Below are 18,124 nucleotides of genomic sequence, written 5' to 3' on the forward strand. Positions count from 1 at the left end.
ACGGGACTTTCCGGAATGTTCATTGCACCAGAACCCACCCCGCAACTTCCAGCCGGGCAAGAGTGGGAGCAACTGTCGCAGAACGTCGTAAAAAATTCTTACCAAACGCCGGGGTTGTTTCATTATCGGTCAACTTTCCGGGCGTATCCGTACCGAAACGAGGCGTTGCGGGGATTCCTCGGCCAAACGGCCTGGGAAAGCGGACCGGGCATGATCCTTGCTCCTGGGCTTCGGCAGCCATCTGCCTCGCGTGATGCAGGATGGGGTGTGAACCTGGCGGGATATTAAGATGCGGATTTCCTGCGTTCATCAGGGCTACGAACTCTATGGCTCCGACCGAAGCTTCGCGGAGAGTGTCGCAGCCCTGCGGGCCGCGTTTCCGTCCGCCGACATCGAAGTCGTGCTGCCGCGCAGCGGGCCGATCGTGCAGATTCTCGAACCGCATGCCAGCCGGATCGTCTTCGAGCCGCTCTGGGTGTTGCGGCGCCAGGCCATCCTGCGCCTCGCGACCGTCGAGATGGCGCGCCTGCCGCTGGCCCTGTGGCGGGCATGGCGACGTCTGAGGCAATGCGACCTGGTCTATGTCAACACCTCGATCGTGGCCGACTACGCTCTGGCCGCCCGCCTGCTGCCTCACAAGGCTGTCCTGCATATCCACGAGATCCCCGAAGGTTTCATGCGCACGATCCTGGTCGCTTTGATGCGCTGGAGCCATGCCGACCTGATCTTCAATTCACGCGCCACGCGCGCCGCCTTCGGCATTGCCGGCCGTTCACGCACGCATGTGGTCTATAATGGCGTTGCCGGCCCGCCGGCGGCCGAGCCGATGCGCTACGACGGCAGCCGGCCGTTGCGGGTGCTGCTGCTCGGCCGCATCAACAGGATCAAGGGCCAGGAAGTGCTGCTCGAGGCGGTCGCCTCGATGCCGCCGGAATTGCGCGCGCGCATCGACGTGCGGCTGGTGGGCGGCGCCTTCGAAAGCACCGAGCGCGAACTGGCCTTGGCCGAGCTGGTGAACACCATGGGATTGGCCGATCGCGTCAGCGTGCTGCCGTTCATACCGGACCCCTCGCAACACTACCGCTGGGCCGACATCGTCACCGTTCCGTCGCGGCGCCCGGAATCGCTGGGCCGCGTCGCAATCGAGGCGATGGCCTATGGCCGGCCGCCACTGGTATCGGCGATCGGCGGGTTGGTCGAGGTGGTCAGCGACGGGGAGACCGGCTGGCATGTTCCGCCTAACAACGCCGCCGCTCTTGCCGCGAAATTGCAGGCGATCATCCTGCGGCCCGAGGCCTGGCGTGGTTTTGTTGCCGCCGGCCGCGCGCGCTACGAGACCGTCTTCAGCGAATCGGTCGCAGCTGCGGCGATCGCCGCGATCGCCGCCGACAAACTGAAAGTGACGATAGCGAGGCCGGGCAGACCGGCAACCGCTCGCCAGGCGGAGACCCGGCCGTGAAATTCCCGGTCCATCTGGTGCGGCGGCTCGTGCTGATGGTCGGCGGCGAGGCGATGCAGAGCGGCTTTCACTTTGCCCTCAACATCGCGCTGCTGCACATATTGTCGGCGCAAGGTTACGGTCTCTTCGCCATCGGCATGGTGATGGGCGGCGTCGGCCTGTCGTACATCCGATCGCTCACCGCCGTCCCCGCCTCGATATGGATGGGCAAGAGCACCAACAGCGCCGGTGTCGATGCCCATGACGTGGCCTTCGGGACCGCGGCGCTGGTGCTGTCGCTGCTGATGGCGGTCGGCACGGCGATCCTGATGCATCTGCTGGGCGATCCGAGCGGCATCGCCGCCGGCTGCTTCGTCGGCGCATGGTCGCTGCGCAGCCACATGCGCACGGCATTGTTCGCTCGGCGCCAGCAGGTGATCGTCTCCATCAGCGACGCCGCTTTCACGATCACCGGCATCATCCTGACCGGACTGACCATGTGGTTGGCGAAGGACGCGCTGCAAACCGTGTTCTATGCGCTTGCGGCAGCAAATCTGCTCGGCATCGTCGTCCTGGTTCGGCTGGCGCGCCGCACACCTCGCATCAGCTTCCGCATGCCGACGCGCCGCCGCTATACAAGGCTTTGGCCGCAGCTGCGCTGGTCGGCGTTCAGCGCGACCACCACAAACATCCAGGGTCAATGCCTGGCCCTGCTGGTCGCCGGCATTGCCGGACCCGCCGCTTACGCGCCGCTGGCGGCGGTCCTCGTGCTGTTTGCCCCACTGCGCATCGTCAGCCTTGCTCTCTTCAACATGACGCAGCCGGAGTTGGCGAAGCTGATGCGCAACAACGAAACAAGCCGTGTCTGGGCGCAGGCGAAGATCTGGTCACTGGTCATGGGGATCGGTGGCCTCGTCTATGGATGTGCCATCCTATTCGTCCTGCCGATGATAAAATCCCAGGCTCTCCAGGATGCCTCGGTCGGATTCATCGGACTTTTCGTGATCGCGAATTTCATCCCGGTCATGCTTTATGTCATGCCTCGCATCATCCTTGAGATCCTCGGCGATTTCCGGACCGTCGCGTTCATCACGACTGGTGGCGCAATCGTCGGGCTGGCGCTGATCGCAATCCTGCTGGCAATCGCGCCTCCGCCGTGGTCGCTATTGGGTTCCGCGGTTTCCGAAATCTTCGTCCTTGCCGCTTCATGGCATTTCGCGCGTTACCGTATATGGAACATCGAGCACCCGGACCAGCAGCGCGACAGCTGGTTGGGCGGGTGGCGGCGGTCGGTCCCGTTCGCCCCGGTAAAACGGTAGCAGAGACGGGTGGCAGGCGAGGCAGTGAAAGTGTAACGAACGCGCTGCCCGAGGAGGCCTGCCGTTTGTCGTCGGCGTGGTCTCCACGAATGACCCAACATGGCACGACTGATCGGTGCAATTTCTGATTGTTCATCAACGCACCGTTCATGCTTTGATGCTAGCGGTCGACTTGAGCGCAAGTGCCCAACGTCTCACCGGGCCTCATGGCAGGTCGACGAGCTGGGCACGCGGGCAAAGGTTCGACTATTTCGGCCGTCGGCCGGTAGGCGAAAGCAACGAACATAATGGGCGCCAAAGGTCTGGTCCTGACCGAACTTTGCCGTGGTTTACGATGCGGGGGTATCGCAAGCACTGCCATTAGTCCGCAACCGTGGCTTTCGTGCGCTCCAACGCACTGCTGCCCGAGGCGGTCCTGAGTTGGCGGGGTTTACACTGCTTGCGTGGACGATGTTTATGGCCGGCCGGGAGGACAGGAGAAGCATGTGGCAAGCCACGGGAACGGCTCCCAACACGGATCTATCCGACGGGTTATTGTCCCCGACTGCCGCCAGCGCCGGTACAGCCGCGCGCTTCAAAGCCCGGCTGCACACCAGCCTCGACGCTGTAAAGCCGCTCTGGCTGCGATTTCAGGCCGATGGCGTGTGCACCGCGCATCAGCATTATGCTTGGGTCGGGGGGATCGCCAAACGACTGATGCCCAAAGGTGCGGAACTGCTTGTCGTCGAGGTCAACGATGCCGCCACGGGCGCGCCGGTCATGCTTTTGCCGCTGATGCGACGCCGGGCGCTGGGCCACTCCGTGATCGAATGGCTGAGCTGCGGCGTCTGCGATTATTCGGCACCGCTGCTGGCGGATGACAGGGCGTGGACCAGGCAAGGCGCCGACGCCGCATGGGCGGCAGTCCGCGCCGTGCTGCCACCGGCGGATCGCATCCATATCTCGGGAATCCCGCAACAGATCCAACGAGTCGCCAATCCTCTGGCGCTGCTTTCGGCGGCGCACGATTCCCTCCAGATCACCTCCGGCCTAATCCTGCACGGCGAACCGGAAACGCTTATCAAGCGCATCTGCAGGCCCTCCTTCGCCAAGAGCTTTCACAAGCATTGCCGCCGCCTCGAAAAGCGCGGCGGCCTGAGCCTGGTCGAGGCCGACACGCCGGCGCTGACGGAAACGCTCTTTGACACGCTCCTTGAACTGCGACTGAAGCGGTTTCGCGAGCTCGGCCGTTTCGACCTTTTGACGCAGGAGCCCGTCGTCGACTTCTACCGAGATGCCGCGCTGCATGGCCTTTCCGACGGCTCGGTGCGCATCTTCGGATTGCGCGGAGGGGAAGCCTGGCTCGCCGTCATCTATGTATTGGTCAGGAAAGGCACTCTCCATACCCTGTTGCTCGGGATCGACCAGAATGCCGTTGCCCCGCCGGGACTGACGACATTCGGCAAGCTGATGATGTGGGGGCGCGGGCACGGCTTCGACTATTTCGACCTTTCGGTCGGCAGCCAGGGCTATAAGGAGCATATCGGCGCCACCAGTTCGGTCCTGGCCGAACTGTGCCAGTCGATGACACTGCGGGGATGGGGCGCCACCGCCTATATTTCGCTGCGCTGCCGGATCGAGCTTTTCATTCGCTCCAAACCGCGGCTGCTCAAGGCCGGCCAAGGCCTGGTGCGCGGCCTGCGCCGCTTGCGCTGACAGGCAACCGAGCCGATCCGCAATGAACCGTGAAACGCACAGCATCGATTTGCAGGACAGATCGAGGGGACGCATCGCGAGGGCGCTGCGGTTCGTCCGGCAGCAAGGAATCCTCGAACCGTTCCGGCTCGTGCGACGGCATGGCCTCGGCGAAAGCGGCCGCTTCGTCGCACGCAACATCCGCCATCTCGTTGCCGACCGGCTGGCGCGCCAGTGGGATCGCGACAATGGCGTCGACACGGCGGGTTCGATCCGGCTCGACACGCTCGATGTCGTCGGACCGCACCGGGACCAGGGCAATGAATGCGTCTGCACGTCGCCCAGATCCTTCGCCTTCATCATGGACAGGCTGACGGACGATCTCGCAGACTACACCTTCATCGATATCGGTTCGGGCAAGTCGCGCACGCTCCTGTTGGCGTCGCACTACCCGTTCGCCGCGATTGTCGGTGTGGAGTTCGCGCGGGAGCTCGTCGCAATCGCCCGGCGCAACATCGAGCGATACAAGAGCCCGGCCCAGAAATGCCGCGAGATTGCGGTCATCGAAGCGGATGCCGCGACGTATGAGTTCCCGCCGACGCCGCTGCTGGTCTATTTCTACAATCCCTTTTCCAGGGATGTGTTCGAAATCGTGCTGGGCAATCTCATGTCGTCGCTGGAACGGCACAAGCGGCCCTGCCTCGTCGTTTACGGCAGTTCGAGCCACAGGGCCATCGGCTGGGCGAAGCCCGCCATCCGCGCTGCCGGGTCTTTCCAGCAACGCGTGACGCCGCCCATGCCGCGTTTTCTCGACGCGGTGCGGACCATCGATTACGCGATCTTCGACTACCGGCCATCATAAAGAGCGATTTTGTCAGCGCCGGCGGCCGGACGGGTTCAGCAGCCGTTTCGTCAGCACCCGCCATGCCGTCAGCGGCAGTTCGATCAGCCCCGGCAGCAGATCGTTTGAGGCGAACGCCGCCCAGGATCGAACCGTCGCGAAGGAGTTGAGATAGGCCGCGATGCCGAGGCTACCGCGCCACATCAGCGTCACGGACGAAACAGCGTCGCGGGCCAGATACATCCATGCCGTTCCCGGACGAGGGGTGGCGGCTGCGGCGGCCCGGCCGTTCACTGTCTCCCACAGCATCGCTCCCAGGTCGACGCCGGCGGGCGCGCAAAGTCCGAACCAGGACCAGGGGCGCGGATTGACGTCGAGAAGCTTGAGCGTGCCGTCGCGACAATCGTGCTTGAATTCGACCTCGACCAGGCCGCTATGGCCGATCGACGACAGCAATATGCGCGCGGCGGCGACGGCGCGGGGCTCGTCGACGATCTCGACGAAGGTGCTGGTATAGCCGAAGTCGACCGGATATTGCCGCGAGCGGCGCGCCGTGAACTCCGCGATCGGCTTGCCCTCGTTCCAGAGCGCGGCGTAAGAAAATTGGCTTTCTCCCCCGCCCGGCACGCGCTCCTGCACGACGACGTTTTGGCCGCCGATCTGTTCGGCCGCGTCGCGATAGGCGGCGAGAAACGAGGCCCTGTCGTCGGCCTGGACGACCTTGGCCCTGGCGATGCGGGTGTTGCCGCCACCCATGTGAGGCTTGAGAACGACCGGAAAAACCATGTCCAGGGATGAGGCCTGCGCCATGGATGCGATGTCATAGGTCCTTGGAATGGACAGCCGCAACTCGGTTGCCCGCCTGTAGAGGAACGGCTTGTCGCAGACCCACTGCAGCGCATCCCAGGAGGGCAGCACGATCCTGTAGAGCGCCGACAGGGCAGCGAGGTTTTCAGAGACCAGGCGAACCTCTGGATCGGCGGCCGGAACCAGGAGGCATCCCTCCAGACGGTGTTTACGCGCCGCTTCCAGCAGAAACGGCAGCGCCCGCTCATCGTTCGGGCCGGGCCAGCGGATGGTGGCTCCGACAAATCGCGACCAGCCCGGCAGCGGCGAATCATTGGTGATGTAGGTGAGGGGCACTTTTTGGGCGCCGAGGCTGCGCGCCAGGGCAAGCGTGCCGTGCGCGCCACCAAGAAACACTGCGCCTGACGGTGCCAAGCCTCCACCCTCACATGTTGTCCGGCACGGCCGGTTGCCCAGCTCTTCCGCTTTGAGAGGCGAGAGCCCCGCCCGATCGCGCTGATACATGGCGCGGCCGGCGACGCTCAACGGGGCTTCGTCCCGACGGGAGCCGAGGCCTCGCCCAGTCTCACGGTAGAGCGCCGTGCGTTCTGGCCCTTGTGTCTCGCGGCGCGTATGAAACGGGTGACGGCCCGCGCCGCATACGGGGTGGCGGCGGTGAAACGCATCAACGGGCCAAAACTCGCGACCGCGCTGGCGCCGACGAAATGCAGCCCGGGAATGTTCGATTCCAGTCCCGCGGAAAGGATCGGCGATCCGTCGTGGCAGGCGATTGCGTCGAGGAAGTCGGGGGCGAAGAGCCCAAGCTTACTGATATCTATGCGGTAGCCGGTCGCGAGCAGGACGTGATCGTAAGCGGTCGAGCCGTTCTCGAACCGCAAGTCTATTCCGGAGTTGCTGGCGGAGGCGTCGACGATCACGCGGCCGGCCTTGACCTTGATGCCGCCGATGTCCGGCAGCAGCCAGCCCGACGCGCCGGCCCTGAGGCCACGCGCATTGACCCAGCGTCGCGCCGCCGCCGGCAAGCCATGCACGAGACCCGGCGCCTCGATCAGCCATGACAACGGGAAGGGACCGACGCGCGAGGGCGACGCCAGGAGTTCCTCGGCGGCGCCTAGCACATTGCGGCCCCGCCTGCTGGACGGCGCGCCCAGCCAATGGATGTCGCCCCGGCAGACGAGTTCGACGTCGGCTCCCGCCTTTCTCAGCAGGACGGCGGATTCGCAGGCGCTTTGTCCGCGCCCGACGACGGCGACATGCTTGCCGGCCAAGGCTTCGAATCCGGTGTGCGCGCTGGTGTGGCTGACCAATTCGGAAGGTAGGCCACTGAAGGCGGCGGGCACCAGTTCCTGGTTCTTCAGGCCCATGGCGACGATGACGCGCCCGGCGCGAACCGCATCGCCGTCGGCAAGGATCAGCCGGAATCCCGCATTGGTCCGTTCGACACGGCTCACCATGCGCGTGTCGAGATCCGGAATTGCCTGAGCCTGAACCCACATTCCATAGTCGACGAAATCTTGCCGCAGCAATGGCTCGCGCAAACGGACGCGCTGGCCGCTGGCGTAGGAATCGAGGGACAGCGGGCCGTTCGGGTTACCGATAAAGGTTGCGCGCCAGGGCGAGCGAAGCCGCATGCCCCGAGGCATGTTCTCGCGCCAAAAGCCCATCGGGCTGCCAAAGGCAAGCACGTCTACATCAGCTGCCCTGAGCGCCGTGGCGACGCCAAGTCCGAAAGGTCCGGCGCCGACAACAGCCACTTCACAGTCATTGCTTCGCACGGAAGCGGTCATGAACCTTGTTCTCCTGGATGGCCGCGCCATCCCCGCGCCGCTCTGACGCATTGGCGCCGCGGCCGGAGCCCGCCCTATTCCTAGGCGCGCCGAGGTTAACAATGCGGAAAGCAGAAGCGCCGCGCCGCCGCGGCGCGTATGCCAAACAGGGTCTCATATTGTTCCAGCCGCAGATTCGCCGACCTAACCGATCCGATGCCGTCGGCTGTGCTTGCGTCTTGCAGGGAGCCGCCGCGGCGAGGAAATTGACACCCGCGCCGCTCTCCGCCATCCTTGGGGTCAGTCGCCGGACCGCGAAGAGCGGTCGAGTTCCGTGTCAGGGCGACCGAGGGCGAAACGCATGTCCAGTGCCGTGAACAGCCAGAACTCCAAGCGCGCCGCGGTGCGCAAGGCGCTCGATCGCCATAAGGTCTACATCACCGCGCAGAGTTTTTCAGGCGGCACCTATAGAGCGCGTGTGCTGGTCGATGGCGAGGCCTACTGGGTCGACGAATTCCGGTTGAGCCAGTTGCGACAGGGCCTGTCGCCCGCGGAGCTCGAACTGACGCCGGCTGCCGACGATTGAGTGTGGTGAAAGATCGCGAGTGGTGCAAAGGTAGCGCCCTAAGGCGAACGAGGCGGTTGTTGGTTTCCACCAGGCTCGGCTTTTGACATGCCCCCCGCCGAACTCAAAACCTATCGCGCCAAGCGCGAATTCACCAAAACGCCGGAACCGGCCGGCGGGCTAATCTTAGGCGACGGCAATCGCTTCGTCGTCCACAAGCACCATGCCACGGCGGATCACTACGACCTGCGCCTGGAGGTTGACGGCGTGCTGAAGAGCTGGGCGGTACCGCGCGGGCCCTCGCTCAATCCGGCCGACAAAAGGCTGGCTGTCGAGACCGAGGACCATCCGCTCGAATATATCGACTTCGAAGGCGTCATCCCCGAGGGCGAGTATGGCGGCGGGCCGATGATCGTCTGGGATGCCGGCACCTGGGCGCCGATGGAGGATGTCGAGAAGAGCTTGCGCACCGGCGCCTTCAAGTTCCGGCTGGCGGGCCAGAAGCTCAATGGCGGCTGGATGTTGACCAGGCTGAAGCCGAAGCCCGGCGAGGATGAGGGCAAGAAGAACTGGCTTCTGTTCAAGGAGCGCGACCTCGCCTCCAATCCCACGCTTGATATCCTGGAAGCACGGCCGGAGAGCGTGAAGTCCGGCCGCCGTATCGAGGACCTGGTGAAGCCGCCGGCCAAGGCTGCGCCAAGGCCCGGCACGCTGAAGCCCTGCGCCTTGCCCGGCGCGGTCAAGGCCTCGCCCGCCGCCCGCATAGAGCCGCAGCTGGCGACACAGGTGCCGAAACCGCCGGGCGGTGACGATCCTGGCGACCGCACCGGCGAGATCTGGCTGCACGAGATCAAGTTCGACGGCTACCGCACCATGGCGCATCTGACCGATGGCGAGGTCAGGCTGATCACTCGCGGCGGCATCGACTGGACAAAACGCTATGGCGATCTGCCGCATGCCTTCGCCAAGCTGCCGTGCCGCGAGGCCATTATCGACGGCGAGATCGTCGTGCTCGACGGCAAGGGCATTTCGCGTTTCGCGCTGCTGCAGGACGCGCTGGCCGAAGGCGCCGGCAGCAAGCTGCATTTCTACGCCTTCGATCTCCTCCATCTCGACGGCTGGGATCTGCGCAAGGCGCCGCTGGAGAGGCGCAAGGCGCTGCTGGCCGAACTGCTCGCCGGCCTCGGCGCCAATTCCGCGATCCAGTTCTCCGACCATGTCGAGGGCTCCGGGCAGGGGCTGTACGACCAGGCGACGGAGCTCGGCCTGGAAGGCGTCGTCTCCAAGCGCGCCACCGCGACCTACCAGAGCGGTCGCACCAAGAGCTGGACCAAGTGCAAGGCGCTCGAGAGGGACGATTTCGTCATCGCCGGCTACACGACCTCGCAAGCGGCGGAAGGGCTGGCCGCACTCGGCATGGCCGAATGGCAGGACGGCGAGCTGCACTATCGCGGCAAGGTCGGCACCGGTTTCGACGCCGAGACCGCGGCCGACCTGCTCGCCCGGCTGGAGCCGCTGACAGCGGGCGCCACGGCGCCGGAAGGCGTGCCGCGCGAAATCATGCGCGAGATGCACTGGGTGAAGCCGCTGTTTTCGGCGCGCATCCATTACGCCAACCGCACGGCGGACAATTCGTTGCGCCATGGCGTGTTTCGCGGCCTCAGGGATGTCGGCCTGTCGACGCCGGTCTCGGCCAAGCGCAAGCGGCTGATCGCGGAGGCCGACCTCGCCACGATCTGGGTCACCAATCCGACCAGGCGGCTGTTCGGCAAGACCGGGCCGACCAAGCTCGATATCGCCGTCTACTACGCGCTGGTCGGCGATTTCATGCTGCCGCACATACTGGGCCGCCCGGTGTCGCTGGTGCGCTGCCCGACCGGCCTGCCCAAGGACTGTTTCTTCCAGCGCCACGCCTTCACCGGCATGCCGCCCTCCGTGGTGACGTTCCAGGCGACCAATTCCGAGGGCGAGACCAAATCTTATCTCTCGGTCGAGGGCGCAAAGGGCTATCTGGCGCTGGCGCAGTTCGGCGTCGTCGAGTTCCACACCTGGGGCACGCACCGCACCAGCCTCGACAGGCCGGACCAGATCGTCTTCGACCTCGATCCGGGCGAGGGGATTGCCTGGCGCGAAGTGGTGGAGGCCGCCGTCCACATCAAGGGCGAGCTGGAGGGGCTAGGGCTGGTGCCTTTCGCAAAAACCTCCGGCGGCAACGGCATCCACATCACCGTGCCGGTGACTCCCAGGCAGAACTGGAAGAAGCTGCACCAGGCGACCAGCGTCATCTCAATGCATCTGGCGTCCACCGCGCCCGACACATTCACCACCACCATGGGGAAGGACAACCGCAAGAAACGCATCTTCATCGACTATCACCGCAACGCGCGCGGCCACACCTCGGCCGCCCCCTATTCGCTGCGCGCCCGCACCAACCTGCCGGCCTCGACGCCGGTGAGCTGGAGCGATCTGGAGGCGATCGACGCGCCGCAGGATCTGAACTACTCGTCGCTGCCGGGGTTGTTGGAGACGTCGGGCGATCCGTGGGCGGAGATTGACGAGTTTGCGCGGGATTTGCCAGCCTTGAAGACCTAGGGCGAAGCAAGAGCGAAGCGACGCGCGCAGACCCCAGGATCACGAAGCCTCGCGGCATTCGGCCAATCACCTGCGCCTTGCGCGCCATCGACGCTTCCGACAATTTGAATTATTCTGTCCCAACGACCTCAAAGGCACAGCGGAAGATTTCGTCAGGGATTTGCCTGTATCATGCGGGGTCGGTGTAGGATTTGCGCAGCCTCGTTCGTCCTGTGGACGAACAGCGCTGCACCGGTGTGACAGTGCATGGCCGCGTAGGAGTTCATCATGGCGCCCAGGGCAAGTTGGAAAGGTTACCTCAAGCTCAGTCTGGTGAGCTGTCCAGTGCGGCTATACCCCGCCACCAGCGCCAGCGAGCGCATCTCGTTCAACCAGTTGCACAAGAAGACCCACAACCGCATCAACATGAAGCCGGTCGATCCGGAACTCGGACTGGTCGAGCGTTCGGACCTGGTCAAGGGCTACGAGTACGAGGACAAGCAGTACATCATCATCGACGACAGCGACCTCGACGCGGTGCGCATCGAATCCAACCACACGATGAACATCGAGGCCTTCGTCGACGAGGACGAGGTCGACGTCATCTACCAGGACGCGCCCTACTACATGGCGCCGGACGGCGCGATGGCGGAGGAGACTTTCGCCGTGCTGCGCGAAGCGATGCGCAAATCCGGCAAGCTGGCGATCGCCCGGCTGGTCCTGTCCAGCCGCGAGCGCGTGGTGACGATCGGCGCGCGCGAAAACGGCATGTTCGTGTGTACGTTGAGGAATCCAAACGAAGTGCGCGGCACGGCTGAATATTTCGGCAACATCCCGGCCGGCAACCCAGACCCGGAAATGCTCGAACTGGCCGAAGCGCTGATCAAGCAGAAGGAAACCACCTTCGATCCGAAGAACTACGAGGATCGCTACGAGATCGCGCTGATGGCGATGATCCGCGAGAAGCTCAAAGGGCACAAGCCGATCATCGCGGCGGCACCCGAGCGCGGCAACGTCATCAATTTGATGGATGCGCTGAAGGCGAGCCTGTCGCAGTCGCAGTCGAAGCCGCCGGCCAAGTCGAAGAGCAAGGCCGACGAGAAGCCCGCCGCCAAGGCCAAGGCGGCCGCGGGTGGGGCTGCTGAGAATCCGCTGAAAGCCAACCTGCTGAAGGCGGTCGGCAAGAGCAAGAAGTGACGGCACCAGCCGGCGCCATATACAGCACGATCGGTGCGCTGGCGGCCTTTCCGCTCAGGCTGGCGGCGCGCGAGGTCGCGCGCCAGCATGGCGAACTCAGGCGCGGCGTCACCCGGCGCACCACGCATGTCGTGTTCGGTCGCGGTCTTCTGGTCAAGGCCGGGCTTACGAAGACCGGCGATGTCGAGATTGAACGCCGCGTCGCCGCCGAGCGCGGCGCCGGGCGTGCATTGCTCAGCGAGAACGGTTTTCTGCGCCTGCTTGGACTGATGAAGGCGCCCGAGGCCTCCTCGCTGTCGCGGCAATCGCTGATCGATCAGTCGCGGCTGTCCGGCGCCGACCTCGATCTCTTGTCGCTGTTCGATGCCTTCGAACATGACTCGGAACCCTATTCCTTCCGCGACCTGATCCTGGCGCGCAAATATGCCGGGCTGGTCGCCGGTGGCGCGACATGGGGCGCTATCGCGCGCTCGGTGCACCGTTCCGGCCCGGTGGCTTCGCTCACCGCCAAGTCGCTCGCGGTCGGCTCGGCATTCGGGCGGCCCGACGCGATCTATCTGGATGGCGGCGAGAGCGAGCTCGACGGGCAATTGCTGTTCGATCTCGGCGCCTCCGACGACGATCCGCTGGAAGAGCTCTTCGCCGATGCCGAAGCGGCGGAGCAGGACGGCGACCATGACGGTGCCGCCGCGCTCTACCAACGCTGCCTTGCCATCGATCCAGGCGACGCGATCGCCGCCTTCAACCGCGCCAATTGCCTGCGCGCCGGCGGCCATCCGGCGGAAGCGGCCCATGACTATGCGCGCGCGATCAAGCTCGATCCGGCTTTCGTCGAGGCCTGGTTCAACCTCGCCGGGCTGATGAGCGAGGAAGGCAAGACGGCGTCGGCGCGAAGGCACTTGCGCAAGGCCATCGCGCTCGACAGCGATTACGCCGACCCGGTGTTCAATCTGGCCCGGCTCGAATTCGATGCCGGCGAACTGCTCGAGGCGCGGCGGCTGTGGGCGCGCTATCTGGAGCTCGATTCCGAATCCGAATGGGCCGGCGTAGCGGCCAGGGGCGTGCAGTTCGTGGATATGCAACTGGCGAAGTCGGCGGGGTGAGGCTCTTTCCTTCTCCCCTTGTGGGAGAAGGTGGATCGGCGCGCAGCGCCGAGACGGTTGAGGGGTGCGTGACGGAATGAGGCGTTTGCGTTCCCTGGAACACCCCTCATCCGACCTCGCTTCGCGAGGCCACCTTCTCCCACAAGGGGAGAAGGGGTCACCAATGCCGAGCCACGGGAGTCCTATTCCATGACCAGCTTCCTCTTCGACGGCGACGACACCGCCCCGGTCACCATCCTGCTTGCCCATGGCGCCGGCGCGTCGATGGATTCTCCCTCGATGACCGCCACCGCCAAGGCGCTGGCGGCCGTGGGCTTTCAGGTCGCGCGGTTCGAGTTCCACTATATGGCGGCCCGCCGCTACGGCCACCGCAAGCCGCCGCCGCGCGCCGAGACGGTGAACCCGGAATACATCAAGGCGATCGCCGACCTCAGGGCGAGGGGCGTGACCGGGACGTTGATCATCGGCGGCAAGTCGATGGGCGGGCGCGTCGCCTCGATGGTGGCGGACGAGATGTTCGCCAAGGGCGAAATCTCGGGCCTGCTTTGCCTCGGCTATCCCTTCCATCCGCCCGGCAAGCCCGAGCAGTTGCGGACCAAGCATCTGGCAGGGCTGACGACGCCGACGCTGATCTTCCAGGGCACGCGCGACGAGTTCGGCACGCCCGACGAGGTGGCCGGTTATGGGCTCTCCGACAGCATTGAGGTGATCTGGCTCAGGGATGGCGACCACGATCTGAAGCCGCGCAAGAGCATTTCGGGGTTTTCGACGGCCGATCATCTGAAGACGCTAGCGGAGACGGTGAAGGCTTGGGGCAAGGTCGTCTCTTGACCCGCCGATGAAAATCGCCTCCTTCAACATCAACAACGTCAACAGCCGGCTGAAGAATCTGCTGACCTGGCTGGCGGCGGCAAGCCCCGATGTGGTCTGCCTTCAGGAATTGAAGGCGCGCGATATGCAGTTTCCGCGCACTGCCCTGGCCGATGCCGGCTACGGCGCGGTGTGGAAGGGGGAGCCGACCTGGAACGGCGTTGCCATACTGGCGCGGGGCGCCGAGCCGGTGCTGACGCGCGACGTGCTGCCCGGCGACGATGCGGACAGGCAGAGCCGGTACATCGAGGCGGCGGTGAACGGCATCGTCATCGGCTGCCTGTACGCGCCGAACGGCAACCCGCAGCCGGGGCCGAAATTTCAGTACAAACTCGCCTGGCACGCGCGGCTGGCCGCACATGCCGAACAGTTGCTCGATACCGGGCTGCCGGTGGTGCTGGCGGGCGACTACAACATCGTGCCCGAGCCGCGCGATATCTATGCCACGCGCTCCTACGACGATAACGCGCTGGTACAGCCGGAAAGCCGGGCAGCCTTTGCGGCGCTCATCGAGCAAGGCTGGACGGACGCACTGCGCAAGGTCTACCCCAAAGAGACGCTCTACACCTTCTGGGATTACCGACGGAACCGCTGGCCGCGCGATGCGGGCTTGCGGCTCGATCATATCCTGCTGTCGAAGATGCTCGCCCGCAAGCTCAGGGCTGCCGGCATCGACCGCGGCGTGCGCGGTGAGGGCGGCGCCAGCGACCACGCGCCGGTGTGGGTGGAGTTGGGGTGAGGGCGGCCGCTGACGGCGCGGGATGCCAGATCTCTTGCGGTCTCCTGCCTCTGTCCCGCCCTGTAGTCGGCTTCAGCCCGCCCTTTCGACAGCGATAGGGCCGGCTTCGCTGCCGACGCTACGGTGCCGACGGCGGCCCGCTACCAGCCGGCGGTGATGCGAAGGCGCTGTTCCCCGGGGCGCCGGAGTCAACGAGCCAGGAAGCAGGCCTGTCGTGCCGATTCAAGATGTGCGACTATGGCCTTGTTCGGGCCGGATCTTCGCGGTCCCTTGGAAACTGTTTCCACCTGTTGCGGCGTTGACGCCAGCCATGCGCTCATGGTGGATGATGTCGACAGCAGCGAAGGATCTTCCCAATCTTGAACACCACCATTTTCCGAAACGCAAAGCTGAACAGCGGCGCGCTGGTCGACCTTGCCGTCGCCGGCGGTCGCTTCAGCGCTGTCGCGCCGGCTGGTGGCGAAGTGGCCGCCGACGCTACCATCATCGATCTCGGCGGCGTGCTCGTGGTGCCGGGTTTCGTCGAGGGCCATATCCATCTCGACACCTCCTTTTACGGCGATGCGTGGCGCCCGCATATTCCCTGCAGTGACGGTTTCGATGTGCGCGAGCGCGTTAACTTCCAGGCGCGTAACCTCGCGGCGGCGGCGCCCATGGCAGAGCGGGCGAAGAACCAGCTCGAACTCTGTATCGGCAACGGCAGCCTTGCCCTGCGCAGCCACGTCATGGTCGATGGCTCGGTCGGGCTGAGGCATATGGAGACGATCCTGGCCGTGCGTGAGACCTATCGCGAGCGCATCGACATCCAGATCGTCGCCTTCCCGCAAAGCGGAATCCTGTCGTCGCCGGGCACGCCGGAACTGCTCGACGAGGCGCTCAGGCTCGGCTGCGATCTCGTTGGCGGGCTCGACCCGGCAAGCTTCGACCGCGACGTGAAGAGCCATCTCGACGTGGTGTTCGGGCTGGCGCAAAAGCATGGCGCTGGCGTCGATATCCATCTGCATGACGGCGGCAGCCTCGGCTTGTTCCAGATCGAGGAGATCGCCGCGCGCACCAAGGCGCTCGGCATGCAAGGCCGTGTCTGCGTCAGCCACGCCTATACCTTGGGCGATATCGGCCCCGAGGCATTGGCCAAGGCCGGCGAAATGCTCGCCGGATCGGGCGTCGCCATCATGACCAACGCACCCGGCAACCACGCCTTCCCGCCGGTGGCGGCGCTGCGCGCGGCCGGCGTCACCGTATTCGGCGGCTCCGACAACATCCGCGATTCCTGGTGGCCCTATGGTGATGGCGACATGCTCAACCGCGCCAACATGATCGGCTACCGCTCCGGCTTCTATCAGGACGGCGAGTTGGAAGCGGCCTTCGACGTGGTGAGCTATGCCGGGGCCAAGGCGCTCGGACTTGAAGGTTACGGAATTGCCGTCGGCGCCAGGGCGGATTTCGTGACGCTGAGGGCCGAGCATGTGCCCGAGGCAGTGGTGGCGGTGCCGAAGGAGCGCACGGTGTATCGTGGAGGGAGGGAAATCGCGAAGGATGGGAAGCTCGCTGGGTAGGGCAAGAGCTTCGCCGTGCGATCGAGACTGCGGCGTTGGTCAGCAACAGCGGCCATGCAGTATACGGTGTGAAGTGCAATACGGCTTCCTAGCAATAGACAGTCATTCCGGCGGAATTGCAGATGCTGTGCGTCCGCGAGAGATATTTCAGGTCGAATTTCGATTTGGGCGAAACTCGTTGAAGAATCCGTAGCTTACCGCTAGCCTCGATCCGGGTGGTCGGAAGAGTGTACGTGGGGTGGAATGTTCGGGTCACTGGAAAAGCTCAAGCAACGGCTGCTGCGGCCGCCGCATGCCTATAGGCCGACGACAGAGTCATTCCCCGACATCGACGTCCAGCGCATTGCAACGGATATGCGGCTTGCGGAGAAAGGCGAGAAGCGGGGCAGGGAGAATCTGCCTCAAAGCGATGACCTACCTTACGATGCCGTTGAAAACGATATCATCGAATTGGTCGGAGCCGCCCAGAAACAATCCCACGATCACCTGGAGAACCAACTTGCGGGGTTCAGGCAGCGTCTCATCGACCTCGACTTTGAATCGCGCTTTGCCAATATAAAGGCGGCATCCACGGCTGGTCTCTCCGACTTGAAAGCCGAATTGCAGATGGGGATCGATGATCTGCATGGGCTGCGGCGCGATCTGAAGGAGGCAGAGTCCTGGCATCGTGATTTCAAGGATCAGAACGGGCTTCGCCGCCCCTGCAAGAAAACCACGGCCATCGGTACCACGTTGAAATGGCTCTTTGTGGTGGCGCTGGTGATGGCAGAGCTCGTCATCAATGGCGAACTGCTTGCAAAGCGAAACGAGCTCGGGCTGGTCGGCGGCATCGTCGAGGCGCTGATCTTCGCGATTCTCAATGTCGGCGTCGCGCTAATGTTCGCCCTCTATGGCGTGCGCGAGATCGCGCATCGCTCGATTTTTCGTAAATTTGTCGGCATTCTGGCCATCGCCGCCTATATCGGCGCCGCGATTGCCATCAATCTGGGACTGGCGCATTACCGCGAGGTTGCCGGAACGATCGCGACCAATGGCGACGAGGTGATGCGACGCTTGCTAAGCGCGCCATTCGCGTTGAACGAATTTCGCTCCTGGATACTCTTCTTCCTCGGTGTGATGTTTTCGCTCTTTGCCCTGATCGACGGGCTCAGCATGCGTGACACTTATCCAGGCTACGCCACGGTTGATCACCGGCTTGACGAGGCGCGGGCAAATTATCGAAACAAGCGGCAAGGCCTGATCGGCGAGCTTTCCGATGTTCGCAGTGGTTACGAGGATGAACTCGCCGATGCGCGCGCCGATCTCAGCAAGCAGCGGACAGAACACGATGCGATCGTGGCGCATCGCTCTCGGTTGGTTGGGCTGTTCGACGCCCACCAAGCTCAGCTTGAACGTGCCGCAAACAGCCTGTTCCGAATCTACAGGGACGCCAATATCGCGGCACGCACGACACCCGCGCCGGAGCGCTTTTCGCGGCCATACCAACTCGGCCGGATCGGCGTTCAGTATTTCCGCGACGGGGAATGGAACAGCGACGAATTGCAAGCTTCCATCAAGGATGCGCAAGGCGACCTCGACAAGATGCTGGTTGGCCTGGGTGAACAGTTCGAGGCGGCGTTGAAGCAGTATCGCGAGCTGGATGTGCTGGTGCCTGAAGCCCAATGAGCGGTCGACGGTC

14 protein-coding genes are annotated in these 18,124 nt (G+C 64.4%); 12 read left to right on the plus strand and 2 right to left on the minus strand.

From position 1 onward, the window contains the following. Positions 1-289 precede the first annotated feature (289 nt). The 4 genes from LB566_RS10050 to LB566_RS10065 all read left to right on the plus strand — a co-directional run bounded on the left by LB566_RS10050 (position 290) and on the right by LB566_RS10065 (position 5,293). A complete protein-coding gene (locus LB566_RS10050; protein WP_224624296.1) occupies positions 290-1,459 on the plus strand; it encodes a glycosyltransferase in 1,170 nt (389 codons plus the stop codon). Continuing rightward, the gene (locus LB566_RS10055) at positions 1,456-2,757 is read left to right on the plus strand and encodes a hypothetical protein (protein WP_224624297.1); all 1,302 of its coding nucleotides are present in this window, start codon (positions 1,456-1,458) and stop codon (positions 2,755-2,757) included. Before LB566_RS10050 ends, LB566_RS10055 begins: the two co-directional genes overlap by 4 nt. A gap of 483 nt (positions 2,758-3,240) precedes the next feature. Then, positions 3,241-4,452 carry a GNAT family N-acetyltransferase gene (locus LB566_RS10060; RefSeq protein ID WP_224624298.1) on the plus strand — a complete coding sequence of 404 codons (1,212 nt, stop codon included), beginning with the start codon at positions 3,241-3,243 and terminating at the stop codon, positions 4,450-4,452. Positions 4,453-4,474: 22 nt separating this feature from the next. Beyond that, on the plus strand, positions 4,475-5,293 hold the full coding sequence (locus LB566_RS10065; RefSeq protein WP_224624299.1) for a class I SAM-dependent methyltransferase: 819 nt from the start codon (positions 4,475-4,477) through the stop codon (positions 5,291-5,293). A gap of 12 nt (positions 5,294-5,305) precedes the next feature. Here LB566_RS10065 and LB566_RS10070 read toward each other — a convergent pair whose 3' ends face one another. Next, positions 5,306-6,493, minus strand: a complete 1,188-nt coding sequence (locus LB566_RS10070) for an ATP-grasp domain-containing protein (protein ID WP_224624300.1) — start codon at positions 6,491-6,493, stop codon at positions 5,306-5,308. 107 nt (positions 6,494-6,600) lie between these two features. Further along, positions 6,601-7,866, minus strand: coding sequence for an NAD(P)-binding domain-containing protein (locus tag LB566_RS10075; RefSeq protein WP_224624301.1), 1,266 nt, complete (start codon positions 7,864-7,866; stop codon positions 6,601-6,603). A gap of 340 nt (positions 7,867-8,206) precedes the next feature. On the opposite strand from LB566_RS10075, the gene LB566_RS10080 reads away from it, so the two are divergent. The 8 genes from LB566_RS10080 to LB566_RS10115 all read left to right on the plus strand — a co-directional run bounded on the left by LB566_RS10080 (position 8,207) and on the right by LB566_RS10115 (position 18,111). Beyond that, positions 8,207-8,431, plus strand: a complete 225-nt coding sequence (locus LB566_RS10080; protein WP_140499061.1) for a hypothetical protein — start codon at positions 8,207-8,209, stop codon at positions 8,429-8,431. A gap of 87 nt (positions 8,432-8,518) precedes the next feature. Further along, entirely contained in the window at positions 8,519-11,002 is a 2,484-nt protein-coding gene (gene ligD, locus LB566_RS10085; RefSeq protein ID WP_224624302.1) for a DNA ligase D, read from the plus strand. Between the two features lie 267 nt (positions 11,003-11,269). After that, positions 11,270-12,178 (plus strand): Ku protein, encoded by a 909-nt coding sequence (locus tag LB566_RS10090; protein ID WP_140552312.1) that lies wholly within the window; start codon positions 11,270-11,272, stop codon positions 12,176-12,178. After that, positions 12,175-13,281, plus strand: coding sequence for a tetratricopeptide repeat protein (locus LB566_RS10095; protein ID WP_224624303.1), 1,107 nt, complete (start codon positions 12,175-12,177; stop codon positions 13,279-13,281). Before LB566_RS10090 ends, LB566_RS10095 begins: the two co-directional genes overlap by 4 nt. Positions 13,282-13,470: 189 nt before the next feature. Further along, positions 13,471-14,112 carry an alpha/beta family hydrolase gene (locus LB566_RS10100; protein WP_224624304.1) on the plus strand — a complete coding sequence of 214 codons (642 nt, stop codon included), beginning with the start codon at positions 13,471-13,473 and terminating at the stop codon, positions 14,110-14,112. A gap of 7 nt (positions 14,113-14,119) precedes the next feature. After that, on the plus strand, positions 14,120-14,890 hold the full coding sequence (locus tag LB566_RS10105; protein ID WP_224624305.1) for an exodeoxyribonuclease III: 771 nt from the start codon (positions 14,120-14,122) through the stop codon (positions 14,888-14,890). 359 nt (positions 14,891-15,249) lie between these two features. Further along, a complete protein-coding gene (locus LB566_RS10110) occupies positions 15,250-16,446 on the plus strand; it encodes an amidohydrolase family protein (RefSeq protein ID WP_224624306.1) in 1,197 nt (398 codons plus the stop codon). 243 nt (positions 16,447-16,689) lie between these two features. Next, positions 16,690-18,111 (plus strand): hypothetical protein, encoded by a 1,422-nt coding sequence (locus LB566_RS10115; protein WP_224624307.1) that lies wholly within the window; start codon positions 16,690-16,692, stop codon positions 18,109-18,111. Positions 18,112-18,124 lie beyond the last annotated feature (13 nt).

Origin of the sequence: Mesorhizobium sp. CA13, assembly GCF_020165235.1 — a bacterium.
Lineage (GTDB): Bacteria > Pseudomonadota > Alphaproteobacteria > Rhizobiales > Rhizobiaceae > Mesorhizobium.

Coding starts and splice junctions, on each gene's coding strand:
- LB566_RS10050 (WP_224624296.1), top strand. CDS start 290: ATGCGGATTTCCTGCGTTCATCAGGGCTACGAACTCTATGGCTCCGAC.
- LB566_RS10060 (WP_224624298.1), top strand. CDS start 3,241: ATGTGGCAAGCCACGGGAACGGCTCCCAACACGGATCTATCCGACGGG.
- LB566_RS10065 (WP_224624299.1), top strand. CDS start 4,475: ATGAACCGTGAAACGCACAGCATCGATTTGCAGGACAGATCGAGGGGA.
- LB566_RS10075 (WP_224624301.1), bottom strand. CDS start 7,866: ATGACCGCTTCCGTGCGAAGCAATGACTGTGAAGTGGCTGTTGTCGGC.
- LB566_RS10080 (WP_140499061.1), top strand. CDS start 8,207: ATGTCCAGTGCCGTGAACAGCCAGAACTCCAAGCGCGCCGCGGTGCGC.
- ligD (WP_224624302.1), top strand. CDS start 8,519: ATGCCCCCCGCCGAACTCAAAACCTATCGCGCCAAGCGCGAATTCACC.
- LB566_RS10090 (WP_140552312.1), top strand. CDS start 11,270: ATGGCGCCCAGGGCAAGTTGGAAAGGTTACCTCAAGCTCAGTCTGGTG.
- LB566_RS10100 (WP_224624304.1), top strand. CDS start 13,471: ATGACCAGCTTCCTCTTCGACGGCGACGACACCGCCCCGGTCACCATC.
- LB566_RS10105 (WP_224624305.1), top strand. CDS start 14,120: ATGAAAATCGCCTCCTTCAACATCAACAACGTCAACAGCCGGCTGAAG.
- LB566_RS10115 (WP_224624307.1), top strand. CDS start 16,690: ATGTTCGGGTCACTGGAAAAGCTCAAGCAACGGCTGCTGCGGCCGCCG.